The 25440-nt window shown below is 64.6% G+C and carries 15 protein-coding genes; 11 read left to right on the top strand and 4 right to left on the bottom strand.

What is annotated here, in order from left to right:
- Positions 1–208 precede the first annotated feature (208 nt).
- From ansP to aspA, 4 genes are all read right to left on the bottom strand, one after another.
- On the bottom strand, positions 209–1699 hold the full coding sequence (ansP, locus tag DIE23_RS33875; RefSeq protein WP_124616597.1) for an L-asparagine permease: 1491 nt from the start codon (positions 1697–1699) through the stop codon (positions 209–211).
- Between the two features lie 679 nt (positions 1700–2378).
- Complete coding sequence (locus DIE23_RS33870) at positions 2379–3080, bottom strand: DUF6781 family protein (RefSeq protein WP_124616595.1); 702 nt, start codon at positions 3078–3080, stop codon at positions 2379–2381.
- Positions 3065–4963, bottom strand: a complete 1899-nt coding sequence (locus tag DIE23_RS33865) for a phosphate acyltransferase (RefSeq protein ID WP_124616593.1) — start codon at positions 4961–4963, stop codon at positions 3065–3067. Before DIE23_RS33865 ends, DIE23_RS33870 begins: the two co-directional genes overlap by 16 nt.
- Positions 4964–5117: 154 nt before the next feature.
- Complete coding sequence (gene aspA / locus DIE23_RS33860; protein ID WP_409364267.1) at positions 5118–6518, bottom strand: aspartate ammonia-lyase; 1401 nt, start codon at positions 6516–6518, stop codon at positions 5118–5120.
- A gap of 1067 nt (positions 6519–7585) precedes the next feature.
- Here aspA and DIE23_RS33855 point away from each other — a divergent pair.
- The 11 genes from DIE23_RS33855 to DIE23_RS33805 all read left to right on the top strand — a co-directional run bounded on the left by DIE23_RS33855 (position 7586) and on the right by DIE23_RS33805 (position 25376).
- Positions 7586–9154, top strand: coding sequence for a sugar ABC transporter ATP-binding protein (locus DIE23_RS33855; RefSeq protein ID WP_124616589.1), 1569 nt, complete (start codon positions 7586–7588; stop codon positions 9152–9154).
- A gap of 28 nt (positions 9155–9182) precedes the next feature.
- The gene (locus DIE23_RS33850; RefSeq protein ID WP_124616587.1) at positions 9183–10211 is read left to right on the top strand and encodes an ABC transporter permease subunit; all 1029 of its coding nucleotides are present in this window, start codon (positions 9183–9185) and stop codon (positions 10209–10211) included.
- Between the two features lie 78 nt (positions 10212–10289).
- A complete protein-coding gene (locus DIE23_RS33845) occupies positions 10290–11234 on the top strand; it encodes an ABC transporter substrate-binding protein (RefSeq protein WP_124616585.1) in 945 nt (314 codons plus the stop codon).
- A 134-nt stretch (positions 11235–11368) separates the two neighbouring features.
- Positions 11369–12280 (top strand): carbohydrate kinase, encoded by a 912-nt coding sequence (locus DIE23_RS33840; RefSeq protein WP_124616583.1) that lies wholly within the window; start codon positions 11369–11371, stop codon positions 12278–12280.
- A 23-nt stretch (positions 12281–12303) separates the two neighbouring features.
- A complete protein-coding gene (locus DIE23_RS33835; protein WP_124616581.1) occupies positions 12304–13929 on the top strand; it encodes an alpha-glucosidase in 1626 nt (541 codons plus the stop codon).
- Between the two features lie 113 nt (positions 13930–14042).
- Positions 14043–16211 (top strand): 1,4-alpha-glucan branching protein GlgB, encoded by a 2169-nt coding sequence (gene glgB, locus DIE23_RS33830; RefSeq protein WP_124616579.1) that lies wholly within the window; start codon positions 14043–14045, stop codon positions 16209–16211.
- Between the two features lie 4 nt (positions 16212–16215).
- Positions 16216–18276, top strand: a complete 2061-nt coding sequence (gene glgX / locus DIE23_RS33825) for a glycogen debranching protein GlgX (RefSeq protein ID WP_124616577.1) — start codon at positions 16216–16218, stop codon at positions 18274–18276.
- A 75-nt stretch (positions 18277–18351) separates the two neighbouring features.
- On the top strand, positions 18352–19983 hold the full coding sequence (locus DIE23_RS33820) for an alpha-D-glucose phosphate-specific phosphoglucomutase (RefSeq protein WP_124616575.1): 1632 nt from the start codon (positions 18352–18354) through the stop codon (positions 19981–19983).
- Between the two features lie 65 nt (positions 19984–20048).
- Positions 20049–21320 carry a glucose-1-phosphate adenylyltransferase gene (gene glgC, locus DIE23_RS33815; RefSeq protein WP_124616573.1) on the top strand — a complete coding sequence of 424 codons (1272 nt, stop codon included), beginning with the start codon at positions 20049–20051 and terminating at the stop codon, positions 21318–21320.
- A gap of 53 nt (positions 21321–21373) precedes the next feature.
- On the top strand, positions 21374–22837 hold the full coding sequence (glgA, locus tag DIE23_RS33810; protein ID WP_124616571.1) for a glycogen synthase GlgA: 1464 nt from the start codon (positions 21374–21376) through the stop codon (positions 22835–22837).
- A 79-nt stretch (positions 22838–22916) separates the two neighbouring features.
- On the top strand, positions 22917–25376 hold the full coding sequence (locus DIE23_RS33805; RefSeq protein ID WP_124616601.1) for a glycogen/starch/alpha-glucan phosphorylase: 2460 nt from the start codon (positions 22917–22919) through the stop codon (positions 25374–25376).
- Positions 25377–25440: the final 64 nt, after the last annotated feature.

Raw genomic sequence — 25440 nt, 5'->3', positions numbered from 1 at the left:
TGCCTGTCCTGCGGAACACGCCTTCCGCGTCGTGGGCCTTCTGGGCGAGGCTGGCAGGGTTCTGCGTGTCGAGCCACGCCTTGACTCGCGAGTAGGGCTGGCGAACCTGATCGCCCGCCAGCATTTCGTCAAACGGTGCCATGGAATTTTTCTCTTTTATCGCGTTCGGCTGTAACCTTCATTGGTCCGGATACCGTTGCGTGTCGTATTAGTTGTCGCCCTTTTCGAGCACGTTCTGCGTGAGCGTGACCGACGGAATCGTCGGCTTGAGCAGCACACGACGTGCACGGCCGCTCACCCAGCGCCAGCCGATGACAAGCAGCAGTGCGACTACCGGGATCGACGCCACGGTGCAGGTTCCATTCGGATAGTCGAACGCCATCAGCACCAGCACGCCGAGCAGGAACAGCAGCGTGAGCCACGACGTGACCGGTGCGCCGGGCATCTTGAATGGCACGTCGTCCACGTCACCGCGTTTGACGGCCGCGCGGAACTTCATCTGGCAGACGATGATGAAACCCCACGTGCTGATGATGCCGAGCGACGCAACGTTGAGCACGATCTCGAACACGCTCGACGGCACGAGATAATTGAGCAGCACGCCAACCACGTAGATCGCGACCGTCACGAGAATGCCGACATAGGGCACCGACTGCGCGCTCATCCGCGACAGCGCCGCGGGCGCGGAGCCGCCCATCGCGAGCGAGCGCAGCACGCGCCCGGTCGAATACAGCCCGGAGTTGAGACTCGACAGCGCTGCCGTCAACACCACCAGGTTCATCACCGAACCGACGCCCGGCACGCCGAGCGCGCCGAAGAACGTGACGAACGGGCTCTGGCCCGCCTTGTAGGCACTCCACGGCAACAGGCAGACCAGCAGGACGACCGACGCGACGTAGAAGATCGCGATGCGCCAGATCACGTTGTTGATCGCGCGCGGCAGCACCTTGCGCGCGTCCTTGCATTCGCCGGCGGCCGTGCCGACCAGTTCGACGCCCGCGAACGCGAACACCACGCCCTGCACCAGCACCAGCGCCGGCATCAGTCCGTGCGGAAAGAACCCGCCGTTGTCGGTGATCAGATGCATGCCGGTGTCGTGGCCGGCGACCGGCATGCCGGTGCCGAGGATCACCGAACCGATCGCGAGAAACAGCACGATCGCGGCGACCTTGATCAGCGCGAACCAGAACTCCATCTCCGCGAACCACTTCACGCCGATCAGATTCATCGTCGCGACGATGCAGAGCGCGACGAGCGCGAAGATCCATTGCGGCACGCCCGCGAACGGCGCCCAGTAATGCATGTAGAGCGCGACCGCGGTGATGTCGACGATGCCGGTCATCGCCCAGTTCAGGAAGTACATCCAGCCTGCTACGAACGATGCCTTCTCGCCGAGGAATTCGCGGGCGTACGACACGAAGCTGCCGCTGCTGGGGCGATGCATCACGAGTTCGCCGAGTGCGCGCAGGATCAGAAACGAAAATGCGCCGCACACCAGATAGACGATCGCGAGCGACGGTCCGGCGGCCTGCAGCCGGGCGCCGGCCCCGAGAAACAGCCCGGTGCCGATGGCCCCGCCGATCGCGATCATCTGCACCTGTCGATTGCCGAGGGTCTTGTGATAGCCGGCTTCGTGTGATTCGAGCCAGCTGCGTTTGTCGGTTTCACCCGTTGTCGACGGTTCGGGAATCGATGCCATGACTGTATCCTCCAGTAATCCAGGAAATTCAATTCTTAAAGGTGCCGGCCATTTTTCCTATCATCATAGGTAGACGCATACAGCCGGATTTGCACCGTCATATCGTGATTGAGGCACGTGGACAGTCGCGAGCAGGAACATCTTATTGAAGCCTATTCAGTCGAAATTCGCCCCACAATTCCTATGCAAAAAATGACTGAACTGCTTTGAAATCCGGCATAGCGAATATCCGGAAGGCGACCCGAAGGCACGCGATCAACAGCGGTCTGGCGGCCTGTTGGCCGCAACACGGAGCATCCGATCGAACGAAATGTCCGCCGCCGCATTCGATCCGGCAATGTAAAGAGCGAACTTCGCGCCCTTCCCGGCAACGCGAAATTTGCATATGGCGTTATACCGATCAATATGGAATCAATCGGACGACAAGATCTCGTCGAGCCTTGATCACATTGAAAGAAAGGAGCGCCTCGAACCTGATCGAGAGGCCATCGAGCTTTACCCCTCCCGGGGAGCACGACGAGGCGAAAGTGACGATGCTTCGATCGATCGCCGTGCCTGAGCGACGTGACGGTATCGGCAACACGCGTCCCGATGCGCAGCGAATCGGCGGTCAGTGATATCAGGAAAAGAAGCACGCCTGCACTGGCGTGCATTCACCCAGGGATTCGCTCGTGACCACTCACGCCGCACTCGACCTGGGCAACGGCGGATCGCTCAACCCGATCAGCACACCGCTCACCAGGTGCGTGTAGTAGTCGAGCATGGTCTGTCCGGCGCGATTGGTCGCATGGAACCTTTCCGGTCTGCTTCGTGCCTGTTCGGCCAGTTGATACAACCCCGCAGCCGCCGTCGCTCCGGACGCGGATCCATTGAGCATCCATGCGTGAAACGCCTGGCTCCACGGCGCCTTGATCGATTCCTCTGCGGCATCGACGGCCCGATCGATCGCATCGATCAGCACGGCGTCAAGTTTTTCGACGACTTCCACGGCATGCCTGAACTGAGACGCATGCAAATCGACGCCATGCGCAATGAGCTGCCGCAGTGCGCGACAGTTCGCCTCGACGATCTGCGCGACTGCAGCATCCATTCCTTCGATCGCCTTTTGCAGCAATGTCCCAATCGTGACCACGCCGTGGCAATTCCGCGACGCGCCAACCAACGCGGCTTGTGCGACCGCGTCCAGCGCTGTACCGACACGCTTGACCGAAAATTCGAGCCCAAGCACCCTTCCGAGAATCGCCACCCGGACTGCTCGACTCAATGCATCGCCTTGGTTCGTGCCGGCCACGGAGAACTGGCAAATCAATTCCCGATGTTCATCCCCGCCAGGCCCCGCCGCTCGTCCCATCGGAAATTCGCCTTTTATGAACGTGTCCAATTGGACACATCGTCACCCACGGCAAGTGCAGTCGCGTTGACGATTTGCCGGATCGTCGCCGCCGGTGTCAGGATGTGAACACGCCACCGCGCGCCGAGGACAGCCTGGCCGGCCGAGATTCCCTGACCCGTTGAAATGCGCATCACATTGCGAATGACGTCGGCCATTTCACCATCATGCATCACGAGCATGTTGGCACTTGCGTCGACATTCAACTCGGAGAGAGTCTGATCGAAGGTTGCGCATGGGAACGCCGAGCCGCTCGGCTCCCCTCCGCCGCTCGCCATTCCTGAAACGCGCTCATGGATCAGGGTCAGCGCTTCGCGCATCTTCTTTTCGCACGTCGCCTCCCCCGCGCTCGAACCCAGTCTCGGCACCAGCATGACCTGCGGCGAGATTCCCAAGCGGCGCACTTCATCGACCCCGAGCCACGCGATGTCGGCGATTTGCCCGGCACCTGGATTGCTGTTCAAAAGTGCATCGCAGATGAACAAGGGGCGCTCCGGTAACATGAGGGTCTCCATTACCGCGAGCGTGTCGACGCCTTTGCGACGTCCGATCACGTCTCGCACGGCAATCAGATGACCCGCTCGGCGTCCGGTCGTCCCGCACAGCATCGCGTCTGCGCGCCCGCTCCTGAGCAGCATCGCGGCAAGCAGCGTGCGGCAGCTGCGCAGCTCGACTGCTGCAAGGACGGGCGAGATGCCGTCGCGCCGACGCAGCATGCAGTAGCGTGTCACGGCATCGTCGTGGATATCGGGATCAAGCGGGTCGACGATCTCGCAGTTCACCCCCGGATCGAGACCGAGCCGGCAACGATCGATCACGTGCGCGATCACATCCGGCCTGCCAAGCAACACCGGCCTGGCGACGGACTCGTCGATCGCGCACTGGGCAGCACGCAACACGCGCTCGTCCTCGCCCTCCGCGAATATCACTGACTTCACGTTGGCGTGCCGACCGGCAATCGCCGTCGGCGCCGTTGGACTCGAACTGCCCACGACCTGCGAGAGACTTCGCCGATAGGCTTCCATATCCGCTATCCGTCGCCGTGCGACACCGCTTTCGGCAGCCGCCTTCGCAACGGCAGGCGCGACCACCTCGATCAACCTTCGGTCGAAGGCTTTCGGAATCAGGTAGCGGGGCCCAAAGCGCAAGTCATGCGCATCCTCTATTGCGGCAACCTCCTTCGGTATCTCCGCTTGCGCGAGCGACGCGATCGCGTGGACCGCGGCCAGCTTCATCTCCTCGTTCACCGTCATGGCGCCGGTATCGAGCGCGCCCCGGACAATGAACGGCACGCACATCGCGCCGCTGATGTGGTTCGGGTGGCGCGCGTGACGGGTCGCGATGATTGCGTCCGTCCGTACCGCGAGCACGGCCTCAGGCGCGACCTCGGGCATCGCATCCGATATCGCGATGATGATCGGGTTGACTGCCATGACCTTGACCAGATCGGCCATCGCCACGTTCGCCGCCGACACCCCGACGAGGATGTCGGCGCCCGGCATCACGTCGGCTATCGCGCGCGCCCCGGTACCCCGTGCAAATCTCGCCAGTCCCGGATCCATTCCCGCCACCTGGCCGATGTACACGACACCGGTCGGATCGCCGACAAAGATGTTTTCCCGCCGCAGCCCGAGGCTCACCACCAGATCGAGATAGGCGAGTGCACCTGGCCCCGTACCCGAGCAGACGAGCCTCGCTTCACTCACGCGCTTGCCGATGTATTCAAGCGCGTTCAGCGTCGCCGCCGCGGCAACGATCGCGACACCCTGTTGCTCGTCGTCAAAAGCAGCCATCCTGACCGGGTCTCGACGCGCCTGACCGATGTAGACGCCATCTGGCGCATGGGTGCGCGCCACGTTGCTGCCTTCCAGCATTGCCACCTCTTCCCCTATCAGGCATCGTCCATGCCAGTTGAGACGTGCTCGACCGATTGGGACCTTGTCCCAACCGATACGCGCGATGCCCGTTACGGATAATCGATCATCGAACTTCGGCGATGGCGAGGGCCGTCGGCCTGCCCTTTTCCGGTCAAGGCTGCCCAGCAGGCACCTTGGTCGGTCTGGTCAACCGCTCGGGGCGCAAAACCTCATCGAGCTGCTCCTTCGACAACAGCCCGCGCGCCAGCACGATCGTCGCGACGCTGCCGCCCGTTGCGTGTGCCTCCTGGGCGACCGATGTCGCATTGGCGTAGCCGATATAAGGATTGAGCGCGGTGACGATCCCGATCGAATTCTCGACCGTGGCGCGCAAATGCTCACGATTTGCGGTAATCCCCGTCACGCAGCGGTTCGCCAGCGTCAGGCATGCATTCTTCAGGTGCGTGACGCTCTTGAACAGACTGTGCGCGATGATCGGTTCGAAAGCGTTCAGTTGAAGCTGCCCGGCCTCCGCCGCAAAGCTGACAGTCAGATCATTGCCAATGACTTCGAATGCCACCTGGTTCACGACCTCCGGGATGACCGGATTGACCTTGCCAGGCATGATGCTCGATCCGGCCTGGACCGGCGGCAGGTTGATCTCGCCAAGGCCCGCTCGCGGGCCGCTCGACAGGAGCCGGAGGTCGTTGCAGATCTTCGAGAGCTTGACCGCCACGCGTTTCAGCACCCCCGAGAGTTGAACGAATGCACCACAGTCTTGTGTCGCCTCGATCAGATTCGGCGCAGTGGCGAGCGGAATGCCGGTCAGCTCGACGAGCCGGGCGAGCACGAGCGGCGCATAGTCGGGATGTGCGGTGATGCCGGTGCCGATTGCCGTCGCCCCCATGTTGATCTCGCAGATCAGCATGACTGCCTCGGCGAGCCGCTCCTGATCCTCACCAAGCATCACGGCATAGGTGCCGAACTCCTGGCCGAGCGTCATCGGTACCGCGTCCTGCAATTGCGTGCGCCCCATCTTGAGCACATCGGCAAACTCTTCCGCCTTTTCCTCGAACGCTTCGCGCAGCACACGCATCGCGTCGATCAGCCCCTGGATGCCGAGATAGGCAGCGATTCGCAAGGCCGAAGGGTAGACGTCGTTCGTGCTCTGCCCGATATTCACATGATCGTTCGGATGCAGGTGCTGGTATTCGCCACGCGCGTATCCGAGCCGCTCGAGCGCCCGGTTCGCGATGACCTCGTTCGCGTTCATGTTCGTCGACGTGCCGGCGCCGCCCTGGATCACATCGACCACGAACTGGTCGTGCAGCGCGCCGGTTCGCACGTCCCGACACGCATCGACGATTGCATCGCAGCGTGCATCATCAAGGAGTTCCAGTTGATGATTCGCCAGCGCTGCCGCTTCCTTGATGAAGGCGAGCGCGTTGATCAGGTCGGGATAGATCGAAATCGGCGTGGATGTAATCGGGAAATTCCTGACCGCTCTAAAAGTATGGACACCGTAATAAGCACCGGACGGAACTTCGCAGTCGCCCAGCAGATCATGCTCCATTCTCGTTGGTAAGTCCGACATTGTTCCCCTCCGCTTTTGACGATCACTGGTTTCCGGAGACTAACCAGCCGAATTTCGATCGAGCGAGAACTATGCGCAATCGGAATATGGACACAGCAAATCGTGCAAGGGCAGTCGATTCCTTCGACAGCGTGATCTGACCGCGGGAGCATTCCGCGTCGACGCAGATCCGGCAATCCGGTGCCAGTCGAATGCGCCGACGTGAAGCGGCGCCCGCATCGGTATGCAAACCCGTCGGCATGACTCACCGGCCACGCCGACACCCATCCTCATCGAAAGTCAACGAGGAACCGCAAACCCGTCGATCGCCTTGTCGTCAATCCAACGCATGGCACTGCGTTCAGGTGACAACGTCCATGCTATTTTCGACTGACCTATAACCGATCCTTGCATAAGACCGTCGGTGAACCCGCGCAGATTGCAACCATACAGCGGCACGTCATCGGCTCCGGGGCGGGCTGCGCACCGCCCTCGCCATCGGCATCCGATCGCCCGGGCGACACGGGCACCCGCCGCAAACGTCCACGCCACAAGCCCCTGAGTGATTTCCGTCGCCGCGCACGCGTTCCCGACTCCCATGAGTAGCCGCCAAAAAGTCATCACCTCGATGTCCACGGTGCGCTGTCAAATGCAAAACCTTCCATCGTCTTCCTAAGGATGCGCATTCACGACTAGAGCTTTCCCTAGACTTGAAGTCTCATTCCATTCGCGATTAAATAAATCACCGTGATTTAATTAATCGAAAGAACTCCAACCGGAGGAGACGAGTGACGCACCATCAGGCTCGGGGCCGTCGTACGACGCCCATCGGCCATATCGACACGCGCGTGATGCAACGCCCGTGCGATCGACGGCCACACATGTTCGCTTCGATCGGCGCGCGCGGCGACAACCCGCGCACGTCCGGCCGCGCTGGCGCATATGCGCGGCCCGCACACGTCCGATACGTCCCCCCGCATCCGCGCATCCCCACCCGCTGCGCTGACGGCCTTCGCGCCGGACGCTGACGATCACGGAAACATCAGAAAAACGGAGCGAGACAAGTCATGTCCCAATCGGTATCCAGGCCCGCATTGCTGGAAATGCGCGGCATCAGCAAGACCTTTCCGGGGGTCCGCGCCCTCGACAACGTGTCCCTGTCAGTCAGGGCCGGCGAGATCCACTCGCTGATGGGGGAAAACGGCGCCGGCAAGTCGACGTTGATGAAGATTCTTTCCGGCGCGTACCAGGCCGATCCGGGCGGCGAAATTCTCGTCGATGGCATCCCGTCGGTCGTCGACGGCCCGCTCGCCGCGCGCGCGCTCGGAATCGCGGTGATCTATCAGGAACTCAGCCTTGCGCCGAACCTGACGGTTGCGGAAAACATCTTCGTCGGCCGCGAGTTGCGGCAACCCGGCCGCGGCTTCCGGACCATCGACCGCGCCGCGATGGAACAGGGCTGCGAAGCCGTGCTGACACGCCTGGGCGCCTCGTTTGGCCCGCGCGCGGTGGTGGACACGCTGTCGATCGCCGAACAGCAGCTCGTCGAGATTGCACGCGCCATTCATGCGCGTGCCCGCATCCTCGTGATGGACGAGCCAACGACGCCCTTGTCGTCGCGCGAAACCGACCGGCTGTTCGAACTGATCCGGCAACTGCGCGCGGAAGGTCTCGCGATCATCTACATCAGCCACCGGATGGCCGAGATATATGAACTGTCCGATCGTGTGTCGGTGCTGCGTGACGGCACCTACGTCGGCACGCTGGAGCGCGATGCGCTCTCCGCCGACAGTCTCGTCCAGATGATGGTCGGACGCGACCTGTCTGGCTTCTACAAGAAAGAACACATCGCATACGACCCGGGCAACGTCGTGCTGTCCGTGCGCGACATCGCCGACGAGAAGCGCGTGCGCGGCTGCAGCTTCGACCTGCACGCCGGCGAAGTCCTGGGCATCGCCGGGCTGGTCGGGGCCGGACGCACCGAGCTCGCCCGCCTGATTTTTGGCGCCGAGCCGCGCACGCGCGGCGAGATTGCGATTGCAGGGACGCCGCTGGCGATGCGTTCGCCGCGGGAAGCCATCGATGCGGGCCTCGTCTACCTGACCGAGGACCGCAAGCGTCTCGGCCTGTTTCTCGACATGAGCGTCCACAACAATATCAACGTGTCGGTCTGCAATCGCGATGCGCGCCGCGGCGGCGTGCTCGATCTCGCCGAAGGTGCCCGACGTGCGCGTGACGCCATCGCGTCGCTGTCGATCCGCGTGCCGCACGCAAAAGTCAATGCGGGTGCGCTATCGGGCGGCAATCAGCAGAAGGTGCTGCTGTCGCGCCTGCTCGAGACGAAGCCACGCGTGCTGATCCTCGACGAGCCGACCCGCGGCGTCGACATCGGCGCGAAATCCGAGATCTACCGAATCATCAACGAACTGGCGCGTTCCGGCGTCGGCGTGATCGTCATTTCGAGCGAATTGCCCGAAGTGATCGGGGTAGCCGACCGCGTACTCGTCATGCGCGAAGGCGAATTCGTCGGCGAACTCGGTGGACATACCGGCAAGGCCATCACCCAGGAAGGCGTGATCGGATTCGCTACCGGATCGCGCCCGGCAGCGAGCGACGCCGCACAACCGGCGGCATGACGAGATTCCACACTAAACGGAGGAGAAAATGAGCAACACGAGCAAAGGGCCGATCGCGTCGGCCCCGCAAACGTCGAAACAGCCTGGGCAACGCAAGCCTGCCGCGCGCCAGCAACGCATGCAGAGCCTCGTTCGCACGGCCGGCATGCTGCCGGTACTGCTGCTCCTGTGCATCGGCTTCGGGTTCCTGACCGACGGCTTCTTCACGCTGCAGAACCTGTCGATCGTCACGCAGCAGGCATCGATCAACATCGTGCTCGCCGCCGGCATGACCTTCGTGATCCTGACGGGCGGCATCGACCTGTCGGTCGGCTCGGTGCTCGCCGCCGCGGCGGTCACCGCGCTGCTCGCGTCGAACCTGCCGAACTGGGGCTGGCTCGGCGTGCCGGCCGCACTCGGCGTCGGCCTCGCGTTCGGTGTGGTCAACGGCGGCCTGATCGCGCTGCTGCGCCTGCCGCCGTTCATCGTCACGCTCGGCGCACTGACTGCCGTGCGCGGCATCGCCCGCCTGATCGGCAACGACACGACGATCTTCAATCCGCAACTGCCGTTCGCGTTCATCGGCAACGGTTCGATCCTCGGGGTGCCGTGGCTCGTCGTGATCGCTGGCGCGGTGATCGTCGCCTCGTGGTTCATCCTGCGCCGCACAGTGCTCGGCATGCGGATCTACGCGGTGGGCGGCAACCCGGAAGCGGCGCGCTTGTCAGGCATCAACGTGCGCTTGATCCAGCTCTTCGTCTACGCCGCGTCGGGCCTGCTCGCCGGCCTCGGTGCCGTGATGTCGGCCGCGCGGCTCTATGCGGCCAACGGCCTGCAGCTCGGCCAGTCGTACGAACTGGACGCGATCGCCGCGGTGATCCTCGGCGGCACCAGCTTCGTCGGCGGCGTCGGCTCGATCGTCGGCACGCTGATCGGCGCGCTGATCATCGCCGTGCTGACCAACGGGCTCGTGCTGCTCGGCGTGTCCGACATCTGGCAATACATCATCAAGGGGCTCGTGATCATCGGCGCGGTGGCGCTCGACCGCTACCGCCAGCGCGACTCGGCCCGTACCTGAACAACGTCCGATACCAACCGGGGTGGCGGCGGATCACGCCGCGCTCCATGTCATCACACCATTCACGGGAACAACGACATGTTCAACCCTAAAGCCGTCCTGACCGGCATCGCCTGCGCCGTCGCCCTTTCGGCCGCCGCGGCGCACGCGGCCGACAAGCCCCTGAAGTCGATCGGCATCACCGTCGGCTCGCTCGGCAATCCTTACTTCGTCACGATCGCGAAAGGCGCCGAGGCGCGTGCGAAGCAGATCAATCCGAACGCGAAAGTCACGGCGGTATCGGCCGACTACGACCTGAACAAGCAGTTCACGCAGATCGACAACTTCATCTCCGCCCATGTCGACATCATCCTGCTCAACGCCGCCGATCCGAAGGCGGTCGAGCCCGCCGTGCGGAAGGCACAGGCAGCCGGCATCACGGTCGTCGCGGTCGATGTCGCCGCGGCCGGCGCGAATGCGACCGTGCAGACCAACAACGTGAAGGCCGGCGAGCTCGCGTGCGACTTCCTCGCGAAGAAGCTGAACGGCAAGGGCAACGTGATCATCGAGAACGGCCCGCAGGTGTCGGCCGTGATCGATCGCGTGAACGGCTGCAAGAGCGTGCTCGCGAAGAATCCGGGCATCAAGCTGCTGTCGAGCGACCAGGACGGCAAGGGCTCGCGCGAAGGCGGCATGAACGTGATGCAGGGCTACCTGACGCGCTTTCCGAAGCTCGACGGCGTGTTCACGATCAACGATCCGCAGGCCGTCGGCAGCGATCTCGCGGCGAAGCAGCTCAACCGCACAGGCATCGTGATCACGTCGGTCGACGGCGCGCCCGACATCGAGACCGCGCTCACGAGCAACACGCTCGTGCAGGCTTCGTCGAGCCAGGATCCGTGGGCGATGGCACAGCAGGCCGTCAACGTCGGCTACGGGATCATGAACGGCCAGAAGCCGGCCAACCCGATGATCCTGATCGAGCCGGCACTGATCACCCGCGACAACGCGAAGAGCTACAAGGGCTGGACCTCGCCACGCTGAGCGAGAACACACGCGCATCAGGATCCGGTCCGATGCCCGCCCGTCCGCTGCCTGCACCGCCCGTTCGCGGGCGACGCAGGTGAGCGTGCGCCGGGCCGCGCGGACCTGATCCGGTGTACCCATACGGAATCGACATGACGAACAACCTCCCCCGCCTCGTCGTCTTCGGCGAAGCGCTGACCGATTTCATCCTTGAAAGCGACGGACGCTGGCGCGCCGCCGCGGGCGGCTCCTGCTGGAACGTGTCCCGCGTTGCGGCTCGTCTGGGTGTGCCGACCGGCTTTGCCGGCACCGTCAGCCGCGACGTGTTCGGCGACACCCTCGCCTCGTCGAGCCGGGAGGCCGGGCTCGACATGCGCTTCATGCGCCAGGTCGAACGCTCGCCGCTCCTCGCGATGGTGACGTCGAAATCGCCGCCGGCGTACTTTTTCGTCGGCGACAACAGTGCCGATCTCGCGTTCGACGCCCAAATGCTGCCGGCAGGCTGGATGGAAGCGGCACGGATCGTCCACTTCGGGTCGCTCGGCCTCGTTCGGCAACCGCTCGCGACGCGTCTGCTGGAGGTCGCCGCCGCCGCCGATGCCGCAGGCAAATGCATTTCGTTCGACCCGAACTATCGCGACGTGATGGAGGGGCCCGCCTATCGGGCCACGCTGCGTGAAATGGCGGGGCTCGCGCGCTACATCAAGGTGTCCGACGAGGACTTGCGCGGACTGTTTCCGGAGCTGGACGAAGCCGACGCGCTCGCGCAACTCCGTGCGTGGGCACCCGAGGCCGCCATTCTCGTCACGCGTGGTAGCGACGGCATGCAGTTGCTCGAGCCGGACGGCACCCTGTTTCAGCCGGTGTTCGCGACTGCCGTGGCCGATACCGTGGGGTGTGGCGACGCATGCATGGGCGGCTGGATCGCGAGCCTGCTGACACGGCCGGATGCGCCGGCGGTGGACCATCTGCGGTTCGCCGCCGCGTGCGCGTCGCTGACCTGTGCACGGCACGGTGCGTATGCACCCACGCCCGACGAAGTCGACGCGAAACTGCGCGCTTGACGCAACCACAAGGAGAATCGCATATGTCCAATCAATGGTGGCGCGGCGGGGTCATCTATCAGGTGTATCCGCGCAGCTTTGCCGACAGCAACGGGGATGGCCTGGGCGATTTGCCGGGCCTGGTCGGCAAACTCGACTATATCCACGCGCTCGGCGTGGATGCGATCTGGATTTCGCCGTTCTTCCGCTCGCCGATGAAGGATTTCGGCTATGACGTGTCGGACTACTGCGATGTCGATCCCATCTTCGGCACCCTCGACGATTTCGACCGTCTGATCGAGAAAGCGCATGCGCTCGGCCTGAAGGTCATGATCGACCAGGTGCTGAGCCACTCGTCGGATCAGCACCCCTGGTTCGTCGCGAGCCGCAGCAGCCGGGACAACCCACATGCCAACTGGTATGTGTGGGCCGACCCGTGCCCGGACGGCACGCCGCCGAACAACTGGCAATCCGTGTTCGGCGGCTCGGCGTGGCAGTGGGAGCCGCGCCGCCGGCAGTACTACCTGCACAACTTTCTCGCGAGCCAGCCGGATCTCGATTTCCACTGTGCCGCGGTCCAGGACCAGGTCCTCGACAACGTCCGTTTCTGGCTCGAACGTGGCGTCGACGGTTTTCGCTTCGACGCGTGCAACTTCCATTTCCACGACCGGCAACTGCGGGACAACCCGCCCGCGGCCGCGCAAGGCACGTTCATCGTGCCGCCGGAGAATCCCTATGGCATGCAGCAGCATCGCTACGACAAGACGCAGCCGGAAAATCTCGCGTTCCTCAAGCGGTTGCGCAGCCTGCTGGACGAATACGGCGCCGCGAGCGTCGGTGAAGTCGGCGACGATGACGCGCTCACGACCATGGGGCACTACACGGCTGGCGGCGACAAGCTGCACATGGCCTACAGCTTCAACCTGCTGACGCCGGAATTCACCGCCACGCACGTGCGGAGCACGGTCGAGCGCATGGAGACCCAGCTCGCCGGGCACGGCGGCCTCGGCTGGGCCTGCTGGTCGGCCGGCAATCACGATGTGCCGCGTGTCATGACCCGCTGGGGCAACGGCGACGCGTCGCCGCAACTCGCCAGGATCGTGCTTGCGATGCTGACGACGCTGCGCGGCAGCGTCTGCGTCTACCAGGGCGAAGAGCTCGCACTGACGGAAGCCGACATCCCGTTCGAACGCCTGCAGGATCCTTACGGCATCACGTTCTGGCCGGAATACAAGGGGCGCGACGGCTGCCGCACGCCGATGCCGTGGCAGGCCGGCGCGCCGTTCGGGGGCTTCTCGCCGGTCGAGCCGTGGCTGCCGCTGCCGCCGGAACACCTGGCCGCCGCGGTGGACCGGCAGGACCGTGACGCGACCTCGGTCCTGACGTTCTTTCGCGCGTTCCTGGCGTGGCGCAAGCGGCATCCGGCACTGCGCGACGGCGACATCCGCTTCATCGCGGCGCCGGAACCGCTTCTCGTGTTCGAGCGTACGCTCGGCGACGCCCGCTACCTGCTTGCCTTCAATCTCGGCACGACGCACCAGAGCTGGACCTTGCCGGACGGCACACGCGCCGAAGCCGTCGCAGGGCACGGGCTGTCAGGTGCCGAGCTGACCGGCAATTGCCTGGAACTGATGCCGCACGCCGGATGGATCGGCGCACGCGTACCGTGAGCCGCGCGCCCGGCCGGCTGCGGCCGCTCACCGCACTCGAAGGCACCGCCGTTGCCCGCGCAACGGAAGGCGCCCGGACGAAGGAAGTCATGCAGGAACACATGGGGGATGGAATGCTGGAAAGGGAAACTGTCGCGAAGCTGATCGCAGGCGACCATGACGATCCGTTCGCGTTGCTCGGGATGCACCTGGTCGATGGTCGGGTAACCGTGCGCGCCTTCTTGCCGGACGCGGTTGCGGTCAGCGTGGTCGACCGCGCAAGCGATCGCAATCTGGCGAGACTCGAGCGTGTCGACGGCACGGCGCTGTTCGCCGGCGTGGTGCCGCGCCGGCGGCGGCCATTCGCGTATCGGCTGCGCGTCGACTGGGGCCCGCACGAGCAGGATATCGAGGACAGCTATCGCTTTGCGCCGCTGGTCGGCGAACTGGACGCGTGGCTGCTGGCAGAAGGCACCCACCATCGGCCGTACGAGACGCTCGGCGCGCATCCGGCCGAAATCGACGACGTGGCCGGCGTGCGCTTCGCAGTCTGGGCGCCGAACGCGCGCCGCGTATCGGTGGTCGGCAATTTCAACAACTGGGATGGCCGTCGCCACATGATGCGGCTGCGCCGCGAATGCGGCGTGTGGGAAATCTTCGTGCCGCATGTGGCAGTCGGCGACCTGTACAAATTCGAAATCCGGACCCGCGACGGCGAGCTGCTGCTCAAGGCCGACCCGTTCGCGTTTCGCGCCGAGATGCGTCCCGGCACCGCATCGGTCGTCCAGGGCCTGCCGCCTGCCCGCCCGGGCGATCCCGCGCGGCAGCGTGCCAATGCGCTGGCCGCGCCAATGAGCATCTACGAGGTCCATCTCGGCTCGTGGCGCCGTGTGCCCGAACAGCACGATCGCTGGCTCGGCTATCGGGAGCTGGCCGACCAGCTGATTCCGTACGTCAAGGAGATGGGCTTCACCCACATCGAGCTGATGCCGGTGAACGAGCATCCGTTCGACGGTTCGTGGGGCTATCAACCGACCGGTCTCTATGCGCCCACCTCGCGCTTCGGCACGCCCGACGATTTCCGGCATCTCGTCGACACGGCGCACGCCCATGGCATTGGCGTGCTCGTGGACTGGGTGCCGGGCCATTTCCCGACCGATTCGCACGGCCTCGCCCGATTCGACGGCACGTGCCTGTACGAGCATGCGGATCCGCGCGAAGGCTATCACCATGACTGGCACACGCTGATCTACAACTACGGCCGCCGCGAAGTGGCGAACTATCTCATCGGCAACGCACTGTTCTGGATCGAACGCTTCGGCGTGGACGGACTGCGGGTCGATGCGGTGGCATCGATGCTTTATCGCGACTACAGCCGCCCGCAGGACCAATGGATTCCCAACCATCTCGGCGGGCGGGAAAACCTCGAAGCCATCGACTTCCTGCGCAGGATGAACGCGATCGTGTGTGCCGAGCGCCCCGAGGCCGTGACGATGGCGGAGGAGTCGACGAGCTTTCCGAACGTGTCGCGCCCGCTCGACATGGGCGGCCTCGGCTTCCATTACAAGTGGAACATGGGCTGGATGAACGACACGCTGCGATACCTGCGTGAGGATTCGGTGCATCGCAAGCACCACCACGACAAGCTCACGTTCGGCCTGTTGTACGCATTCAGCGAGAACTTCGTGCTGCCGCTGTCGCACGACGAAGTCGTGCACGGCAAGGGCTCGCTCCTGTCGAGGATGCCCGGCGACGAATGGCAGCGCTTCGCGAACCTGCGCGCGTACTACGGTTTCATGTGGGGTCATCCTGGCGCCAAGCTGCTGTTCATGGGCGGCGAGTTCGCGCAGTCGTCCGAGTGGAACGCGAACGCGAGCCTCGATTGGCATTTGCTCCAGTATCCGTTGCATCGCGGCGTGCAGCAGTTCGTGCGCGACCTGAACGCGGTGCTGCGGCGCGAGCCGGCGCTGCATGAGGTCGATTTCGACGCGCACGGCTTCGAATGGATTGCCGCCGACGATCGCGACAACTCCGTGTTCTCGTTCATCCGGAAAGCAGCCGACGGCGAATGCGTGCTGGTGATCTGCAACTTCACGCCGGTGCCGAGGCATGCCTACCGAATCGGTGTGCCGCAGCCGGGACGCTATCGCGAGATCGTCAACAGCGACGCCATCTGCTACGGCGGCAGCGGCGTCAGCAACGGCGAGTGCCATACCGAGGCGATCGCGTCGCATGGACGGGACTGCTCGCTCAGCCTCGTCGTTCCGCCGCTCGCCACGATCATGCTGAAGCTCGAAGGGTGACGCCATGCAAGTCGCTGATATTCTGACGCCCGGCGTGCCCTACCCGCTTGGCGCGCACTGGGACGGCTGCGGGGTCAACTTCGCGCTGGTTGCCCCGCATGCCGAAGCGGTCGAGCTGTGCCTGTTCGATCCGGAAGGTTGCCGGGAACACATGCGCGTGGCGCTGCCGGGCCGCACGCACGATGTCTGGCACGGCTATCTCGAGACGGCCGAGCCGGGGCTCGTCTATGGCTATCGCGTCGCCGGGCCCCATGCGCCGGATGCCGGCCATCGTTTCAATCCGGACAAGGTGCTGCTCGACCCGTACGCACGCAGCGTCGTCGGTCGCTATCGCGGCGAGCCTGCGTTCCGCGGCGCGTGTGCCACCGACGCGAGCCGGGCCGATCCGCTCGACAATGGCGCCATCGCACTCAAGGCCCGGGTCGTGCACGAGCCCTACGGCTGGGGAAACGACGCGCCGCCGCGCGTACCGCTCGCCGAAACGGTGCTGTACGAGATGCACGTCAAGGGGTTCACGCAACTGCACCCGGACGTACCCAAGCGCATGCGCGGCAGCTACGCCGGCGTCGCGTGCGCTGCCTCGCTCGACTACCTGCAGTCGCTCGGCATCACGACCGTCAGCCTGCTTCCCGTGCATCACCGCGCGGACGAAGCGCGGCTTCAGCATGCCGGGCTTTCCAACTATTGGGGTTATTCGAGCATTGCATTCTTTGCGCCGGAATCGCGCTACTGGTCCGGCCGGGCCGGCACCACGCCGATCAGCGAATTCCGTGACATGGTCAAGGCGCTCCATGCACGCGACATCGAGGTCGTACTCGACGTCGTGTACAACCATACCGCCGAAACCGACGAGCACGGGCCGACGCTGAGCTTGCGCGGCATCGACAACGCGCTTTACTACCGGCTCCGGCCCGACAATCCGGCGCTTTACGAAAACTGGACCGGTTGCGGCAACTGCCTCGACCTGTCCGAGCCCCGCGTGCTTCAACTCGTCATGGATTCGCTGCGCTACTGGGTCACCGAGATGCACGTCGACGGCTTCCGGTTCGACCTCGCACCGCTGCTGGGCCGCGGCGCGCGCGACTTCTCGACGCACGCCACGCTGTTCGCCGCGATCCGGCAGGATCCCGTGCTCGCGCGCGTCAAGCTCATTGCCGAACCGTGGGATCTCGGGCCCGACGGCTATCAGCTCGGCCACTTTCCTGGCGAATGGCTCGAATGGAACGACTGCTATCGCGATGCGATGCGCGATTTCTGGCTGCGCGGCAACACGTCGCTCGGCGAATTCGCGACGCGCTTCGCGGGCTCCAGCGACCTGTTTCGATATGGCATGCGGGGGCCGGGCGCGAGCGTGAACTTCATCACGGCGCACGACGGGTTCACGCTTCAGGATCTGGTCAGCTATGACGTCAAGCATAACGAAGCCAACGGCGAGGGCAACCGCGACGGCCATACGCACAATTTCAGCTGGAATTGCGGCGTGGAAGGCCCGACCGACGACGCCACCGTCCGCACGCTGCGCGCACGCCTGAAACGCGCGCTGCTGGCCACGCTGGTGTTTTCGCAAGGCACGCCGATGCTGCTCGCAGGCGACGAGATCGGTCATACGCAGCACGGCAACAACAACGGCTATTGCCAGGACAACGCGACGAGCTGGCTCGACTGGGCGCATGGAGACCACGCACTCGCCGAATACGTCGGCACGCTGCTCGCACTGCGAAAGCGCCTCGGTGCGTTGCGTCACCCGACCTGGTACGACGGCGCGCCGCGAGCCGACGGCGTATCCGATCTCGCGTGGCTCAAGCCCGACGGCACCGCGATGACCACGCCCGACTGGGCCGACCAAGCGCGCCGCAGTGTCGGGATCAGGCTGGCCGGCGCGGACGATGGCGACCCATGCCTGCTGCTCGTCAATGCCGCGGCCGAGCCGGTCGAGTTCGGGTTGCCGCCCGGCACCTGGCGCGCGCTGCTGGACAGCGCCGAGCCCGCGGCCCCGCCGCGCACGTTATACGGGCGCGTCGTCGTGCCGGCGCACGCGGTCCTGCTGACCGCACCCGTGCACTGAAAGCGGACCGCAATTTCCCGATGCGACGTTCCGAAACCGCTTCGGAGCCGCTTCAACCGTAAAGGAGGAGAAAGAATGGCAATCCTGACGTTGACGACGCAGCCGTTTCCAGGCCAGCGTCCCGGCACATCGGGCCTGCGCAAGCGAGTGGCCGTATTCAGCCAGCCGGGCTATCTCGAAAATTTCGTGCAGTCGATCTTCGACTCGCTCGAGGGATCCCGCGGCCAGATCCTGGTACTCGGCGGCGATGGCCGATTCCACAACCGCATCGCGATCCAGACCATCGTCAAGATGGCCGCTGCGCACGGCTTTCGCAAGGTGCTGGTCGGACGCGGCGGCCTGTTCTCCACCCCGGCGATCAGCACCGCGATACGCAAGCATCGTGCTTACGGCGGCATCGTGCTGTCGGCGAGCCACAACCCGGGCGGCGCGGACGGCGATTTCGGCATCAAGTACAACATCGGCAACGGTGGCCCCGCCCCCGAGGGCGTGACCGACGCGATCTACGCGAGGACGACGGTGATCGGCACATACCGGATCAGCGACGCGTCCGACATCGACCTCGACGTGCTCGGCGAATCGCAGATGGAAGACACGTCGGTGGAAGTCATCGACCCGGTCGCCGATCATGCCGAACTGATGCGCGACCTGTTCGATTTCGACGCGATCCGCGCGCTGTTCGCACGCGGCTTCACGATGCGCTTCGATGCCATGAACGCAATCGCCGGCCCGTATGCGAAGGCGATGCTCGAGGACAGGCTCGGCGCGCCGGCCGGCACGGTGGTCAACGGCGAACCGCGCGAGGATTTCGGCGGCCTGCATCCCGATCCCAACCCCGTGAACGCCGCGGACCTCATCGCCTGCATGAGCGGCGAAGCTGCACCCGATTTCGGCGCGGCCTCGGACGGCGATGCCGATCGCAACATGATCGTCGGGCGCGGGTTCCCGGTCACGCCGTCGGACAGCCTCGCCCTCCTCGCCGCTCATGCGACGCTCGCGCCCGGCTATCGTCAGGGGCTCAAGGGCATCGCACGATCGATGCCGACTTCGACGGCGGTCGACCGCGTCGCGGCCGGACTGGGCGTGCGTTGCTACGAAACGCCGACCGGCTGGAAATTCTTCGGCAACCTGCTCGACGCCGGCGTGGCGACCTTGTGCGGCGAAGAGAGCTACGGCACCGGATCGAACCACATCCGCGAGAAGGATGGCGTGTGGGCCGTGCTGTTCTGGCTGAACATCCTGGCCGTCACGGGACAGTCCGTCGAGACGCTGGTGCGCGAACACTGGGCACGCTTCGGCCGCAATTTCTACTCGCGGCACGACTACGAGGCGCTCGACAGCAAGGCAGCCGGAGACCTGATGGAGAACCTGCGCGGCAAGCTGGCCGGCTTGCCGGGCCGAGCCCTCGGCGGCTATACGGTCTCGACGGCCGACGACTTTGCGTATACGGATCCGGTGGACGGCTCGGTTTCGCGCCGACAAGGCATCCGCATCGTGTTCACCGACGGCTCGCGAATGGTATTCCGCCTGTCCGGAACCGGAACCGACGGCGCCACACTGCGGATCTACCTCGAGAAATTCGAGCCTGATTGCGCGAACCACGACGTTCCCACCCAGGAGGCGCTGGCCGGCCTGATCGAAATCGCCAATGGCATCGCCGAAATCATGACGCGCACCGGAAGGAGCGCCCCGACAGTCGTAACCTGAACCCGTCGTCGTACAGCACATTCCCTCAATAACTATCCCGAGACATAGGATTAGGAGAGCTAAAAATGAACGAGACCATCGACAGCACCATCAGCGCCCGGCAACTCGGGAACCGTACCGTCGCACTCGTGCTCGCTGGCGGGCGCGGCTCGCGCCTGCATCAACTGACCGACCAGCGCGTGAAACCCGCCGTCTACTTCGGCGGGAAATTCCGCATCGTCGATTTCGTGCTGTCGAACTGCGTGAACTCGGGCCTGCGCCGCATCGCCGTGGTGACGCAGTACAAGTCGCATTCGCTGCTGCGTCACCTGCAGCGCGGCTGGAGCTTCCTGCGCGGCGAGATGAACGAATTCGTCGACCTGCTGCCGGCCCAGCAGCGCGTGGGCGAGGCGCACTGGTATCGCGGCACCGCGGACGCCGTCTTTCAGAATCTCGACATCATCCGCTCGTATGCACCCGAGTACGTGCTGGTGCTGGCCGGCGACCACATCTACAAGATGGACTACTCGCAGATGCTGCTCGATCACGTCGAATCCGGCGCCGGCTGCACGGTCGGCTGTATCGAGGTGCCACGGGCAGAGGCGACCGCGTTCGGCGTGATGGCAGTCAACGAAACGCGCAAGATCGACGCGTTCGTCGAAAAGCCCGCCGATCCGCCCGCGATGCCCGGCAAGCCCGAGGTGGCGCTCGCGAGCATGGGCATCTACGTGTTCAATGCGCAGTACCTGTACCGGCTCCTCGAGGAAGACCTGGCGAATGCCGAGTCGAGCCACGACTTCGGCAAGGACATCATTCCGCGCGTCGTCGCCGACGGCGGCGCCGTCGCCCATCCACTCAATCTGTCGTGCGTCCCTGCGGCCAGCCGCGAGGCGCCCTACTGGCGCGACGTCGGCACGGTCGATGCGTTCTGGGCCGCGAACCTCGATCTCGCGTCGACCACGCCGGAACTCAATATCTATGACAGCGACTGGCCGATCTGGACACACCAGGAACAGCTTCCGCCAGCGAAGTTCGTGCACGACCAGGATGGCCAGTCGGGCGTGGCCTTCAACACGCTGGTGTCGGGCGGGTGCATCGTGTCCGGTTCCCACGTCTCCAACTCGGTGCTGTTTTCGAAGGTCCGCATCCATTCGTTCTGCACGATCGACCAGGCAGTCATCCTCCCCGGCGCCGATATCGGCGCGAACTGCCGGCTGAGCAAGGTCGTCATCGATCGCGGCTGCCAGATTCCCGAAGGCACCGTGATCGGTGAAGACGCCGAACTCGACGCCGGGCGCTTTCACCGCACCGACGGCGGTGTGGTGCTGGTGACGAAAAACATGCTGAAGGGCTTGTGATGCGTGATCGCGCACCACGATACGCCGGGCAAACCCATCCAGGAGGACCCATCATGCGCGTGCTACACGTTTGCACGGAAGTCTACCCACTGCTGAAAACCGGCGGTCTCGCCGACGTGACCGGGGCGTTGCCAGCCGCACAGGCCGCGGCAGGCTGCGATGCGCGCCTGCTGGTCCCCGGCTTCCCGGCGTTTCGCGACGGCATCCGGAACCGCCAGCTCGTCGCCGAACTGCCATCGTGGGCCGGGAGCGGCGACATTCGCCTGTATCACGGCCTGCTGCCCGACAGCGACGTCGCGATCTATATGGTCGACGCACCCGGGCTGTACGATCGGCCCGGCGGCCCCTATGCCGACGCCAACAAGCATCCGTACGGCGACAATCACCGCCGATTCGCGCTGCTCGGCTGGGTGGCCGCGCGCGTCGCGCACGGGCTCGATGCGTTCTGGCGCCCGAACGTCGTGCACTGCCACGACTGGCATGCCGGCCTCGCACCGGCCTATCTGCGGGCGGCTGAACTGGCCACGGGACACCGCGCCGCAACGAGCGTGCTCACCGTCCACAACCTCGCGTACCAGGGCGTATTTCCCGCCCATACGTTCGGCGAGCTGGACCTGCCGGGCGCATTCTTCGACGTCAACGGGCTGGAGTTCCACGGCCAGGTGTCGTTCCTGAAAGCCGGCCTGTACTACGCCGATCGGATCACAACCGTCAGCCCGACCTATGCGAGCGAAATCCAGTCGGTCGAGCAGGGCTGTGGACTGCACGGCTTGCTCCTGCAACGCGCCGGCAACCTGTCCGGCATCCTGAACGGTGTAGACGAATCGGTCTGGAACCCGGCCACCGACCCGCTCATCGCCGCGACCTACTCACCGACCACGTCGGCCGCGCTGCCCGGCAAGCTCAAGTGCAAGGCCGCGCTGCAGCAGGAAGTCGGGCTTGCCGTCCAGACCGCCGCGCCACTGTTCGGCATCGTGAGCCGCCTGACCGAGCAGAAAGGCCTGCCGCTGATGCTTGCCGCGTTGCCCGAACTGGTGCGTCGCGGCGGGCAGCTCGTGCTGCTCGGCAGCGGCGACGCCGAACTCGAGCGGGCCTTCCGCGAAGCGGCGGCGGCGCATCCCGGCTCCGTGGCCGTCGTGATCGGCTATGACGAAGCCATGTCGCATCGCATCGTCGCCGGCAGCGACGTGATCGTCGTGCCGTCACGGTTCGAGCCCTGCGGCCTTACGCAACTCTACGGCCTGAAATACGGCACGCTGCCGCTCGTGCGGCGGGTCGGCGGCCTCGCGGATACGGTGGTGGACTGTTCGCTCGAGAACATCGCCGACGCAACGGCGACCGGCTTCGTGTTCGACCGATTCGACGCAGCGGATCTCGACGCCGCGATCCGCCGCGCGTTTGCGCTGTTCGGCCGCAAGGCCGACTGGAAGCAGGTGCAGAAGGCCGCGATGCGCCAGGACTTCGGCTGGGATCGCACTGCCGCGCAATTCCTGTCGATCTATCGGAACCTCGCCTGACCGCGCGATCCGCGCATCAGGCACGCAGGCGGCCGCGACCCGCGACGCGGCCCCGCCGCATCAATCACATGAGCACGCCATGAACCTCAACGAATTCAAGTACGACAAGCTGTCGAGCGATGTCACCGCGCTCAAGCACTCGATCTCCAACAAGCTGATCTATGCGGTCGGCAAGGACCCTGTCACCGCCCGCCCGCAAGACTGGCTGCAGGCCACCGCGCTCGCGGTACGCGACCGCCTGGTCGAACGCTGGATGCAGACCACGCGCGCCCAGTACGCGCAGGACGTGAAGCGCGTGTATTACCTGTCGATGGAATTCCTGATTGGCCGCAGCTTTACCAATGCGCTGCTCGCCCTCGACATCCATGCCAATGTGAAACAGGCGCTGGCCGAACTCGACGTCGACTTCGGCCGGATCACGGACTTCGAACACGACGCCGCACTGGGCAATGGCGGCCTCGGCCGGCTTGCCGCATGCTTCCTGGATTCGATGGCCACGCTCGGCGTGCCGGGCTTCGGCTACGGGATCCGCTACGACTACGGGATGTTCCGGCAGCAGATCGTCGATGGCCGACAGGTCGAAAGCCCCGACTACTGGCTGGTCGACGGCAACCCGTGGGAGTTCCCGCGCCCGGAGGTGCAATACCAGGTTCGGTTCGGCGGCCGCGTCGAGCAGGAAGGCGACCGCACACGCTGGCTTGACACCCAGGATGTGCTCGCCATGGCCTACGACGCGATCGTGCCCGGTTATGCGACCGAAGCGACCAATACGCTGCGCCTCTGGTCCGCGAAGGCAAGCGACGAGATCAATCTGGCCGCCTTCAATCGCGGCAATTACTTCGACGCGGTCGAAAACAAGAATCACTCGGAAAACGTGTCGCGCGTGCTCTATCCGGACGATTCCACGTCCGCCGGGCGTGAACTTCGGCTCAGGCAGGAGTATTTCTTCGTCTCGGCGAGCCTGCAGGATCTGGTCCGCCGCTACCTGTCGAACCACGTCGATTTCGACAAGCTGCCCGAGCGCGTCGCGATCCATCTGAACGACACGCATCCGGTGCTGGCGATTCCGGAGCTGATGCGAATCCTCATCGACGAACACGAGGTGCCGTGGCGCCGTGCATGGGCGCTGACGCAGCGCGTGTTCTCGTACACGAACCACACCCTGATGCATGAAGCACTGGAGACCTGGCCCGTGGACACGCTCGGCCGCGTGCTGCCGCGCCACCTGAAGATCATCTTCGAAATCAACGCCGAGACGCTGGCGCAGGTCACGGCGCGATTCGGTACCGATGTCGATCTGATGCGCCGCCTGTCGCTCATCGACGAACACGGCGAGCGGCGCGTGCGCATGGCCTATCTGGCGGTTGTCGCGAGCCACAAGGTCAACGGCGTGTCGCAACTGCATTCCGAACTGATGAAACAGTCGATCTTCGCCGACTTCGCCCGCGTGTTTCCGGAGCGCTTCAACAACAAGACCAACGGCATCACGCCGCGGCGCTGGCTGTCGCAGGCCAACCCGTCGCTGTCGGCGCTGATCGACAGCCGGATCGGGCGCGACTGGCGGCGCCGGCTCGACCGGTTGCAGGCCATCGAGGACCTTGCCGACGATACCGCGTTTGCGGCCGCGTTCCGCGCCGCCAAGCTCGACAACAAGCGCCGCCTGGTGGACTGGATCGGCAAGCACCTGGGGCTGGCGATCGACCCTGCGTCGCTGTTCGACGTCCAGGTCAAGCGCATCCACGAATACAAGCGCCAGTTGCTGAACCTGCTGCACGTCATCACCCGCTACAACCGGATCCTGGCGGAGCCGGATGCGGACTGGGTACCGCGCACCGTCATCTTCGCGGGCAAGGCCGCGTCCGCGTATCACATGGCCAAGCAGATCATTCACCTCATCAACGCCGTCGCGGACAAGGTGAACAACGACCCGCGCATCGGCGACCGGCTCAAGGTGGTGTTCATTCCGAACTACAGCGTAAGCCTCGCGGAGCTGATCATTCCCGCCGCCGATCTGTCCGAACAGATCTCCACCGCCGGCACGGAGGCGTCCGGCACCGGCAACATGAAATTCGCGCTGAACGGTGCGTTGACGATCGGCACGCTGGACGGCGCCAATGTCGAAATTCGCGAGAAAGTCGGTGCGAACAACATCTTCATCTTCGGCCATACCGCGGCCGAGATCGACGCGATCCGTGCGCATGGCTATCACCCGCTCGGCTACTGCGATCGAAATGCCGAACTGAAGCATGCGCTGGAACAGATCCGGGATGGTCATTTCTCACCCGACGATCCGACGCGCTTCCATGCGATCTTCGATGCGCTCGTCAACTGGGGAGACCATTACCTGTTGCTGGCCGATTACGAAAGCTATGTCACGGCACAGGATGCCGTCGATTCGGCGTACCGCGATGCCGGCGAGTGGACGGCGAAGGCCATCGCCAATGTCGCGAACATGGGTGCGTTTTCGTCCGACCGGACCATTGCGGAGTATGCGCGCGATATCTGGCACACCCACCTCGCGGACGATCCGCTCCGCTGAGATCGCATCGCCGATCCCGGCGAGCACGGGTGGGGCGCGTGGAACGCGCCCCACCCGTGATCCA

This window comes from Burkholderia sp. Bp9143 (assembly GCF_003853645.1).
Lineage (GTDB): Bacteria > Pseudomonadota > Gammaproteobacteria > Burkholderiales > Burkholderiaceae > Burkholderia.
This window is presented reverse-complemented; position numbering and strand designations above follow the sequence as displayed.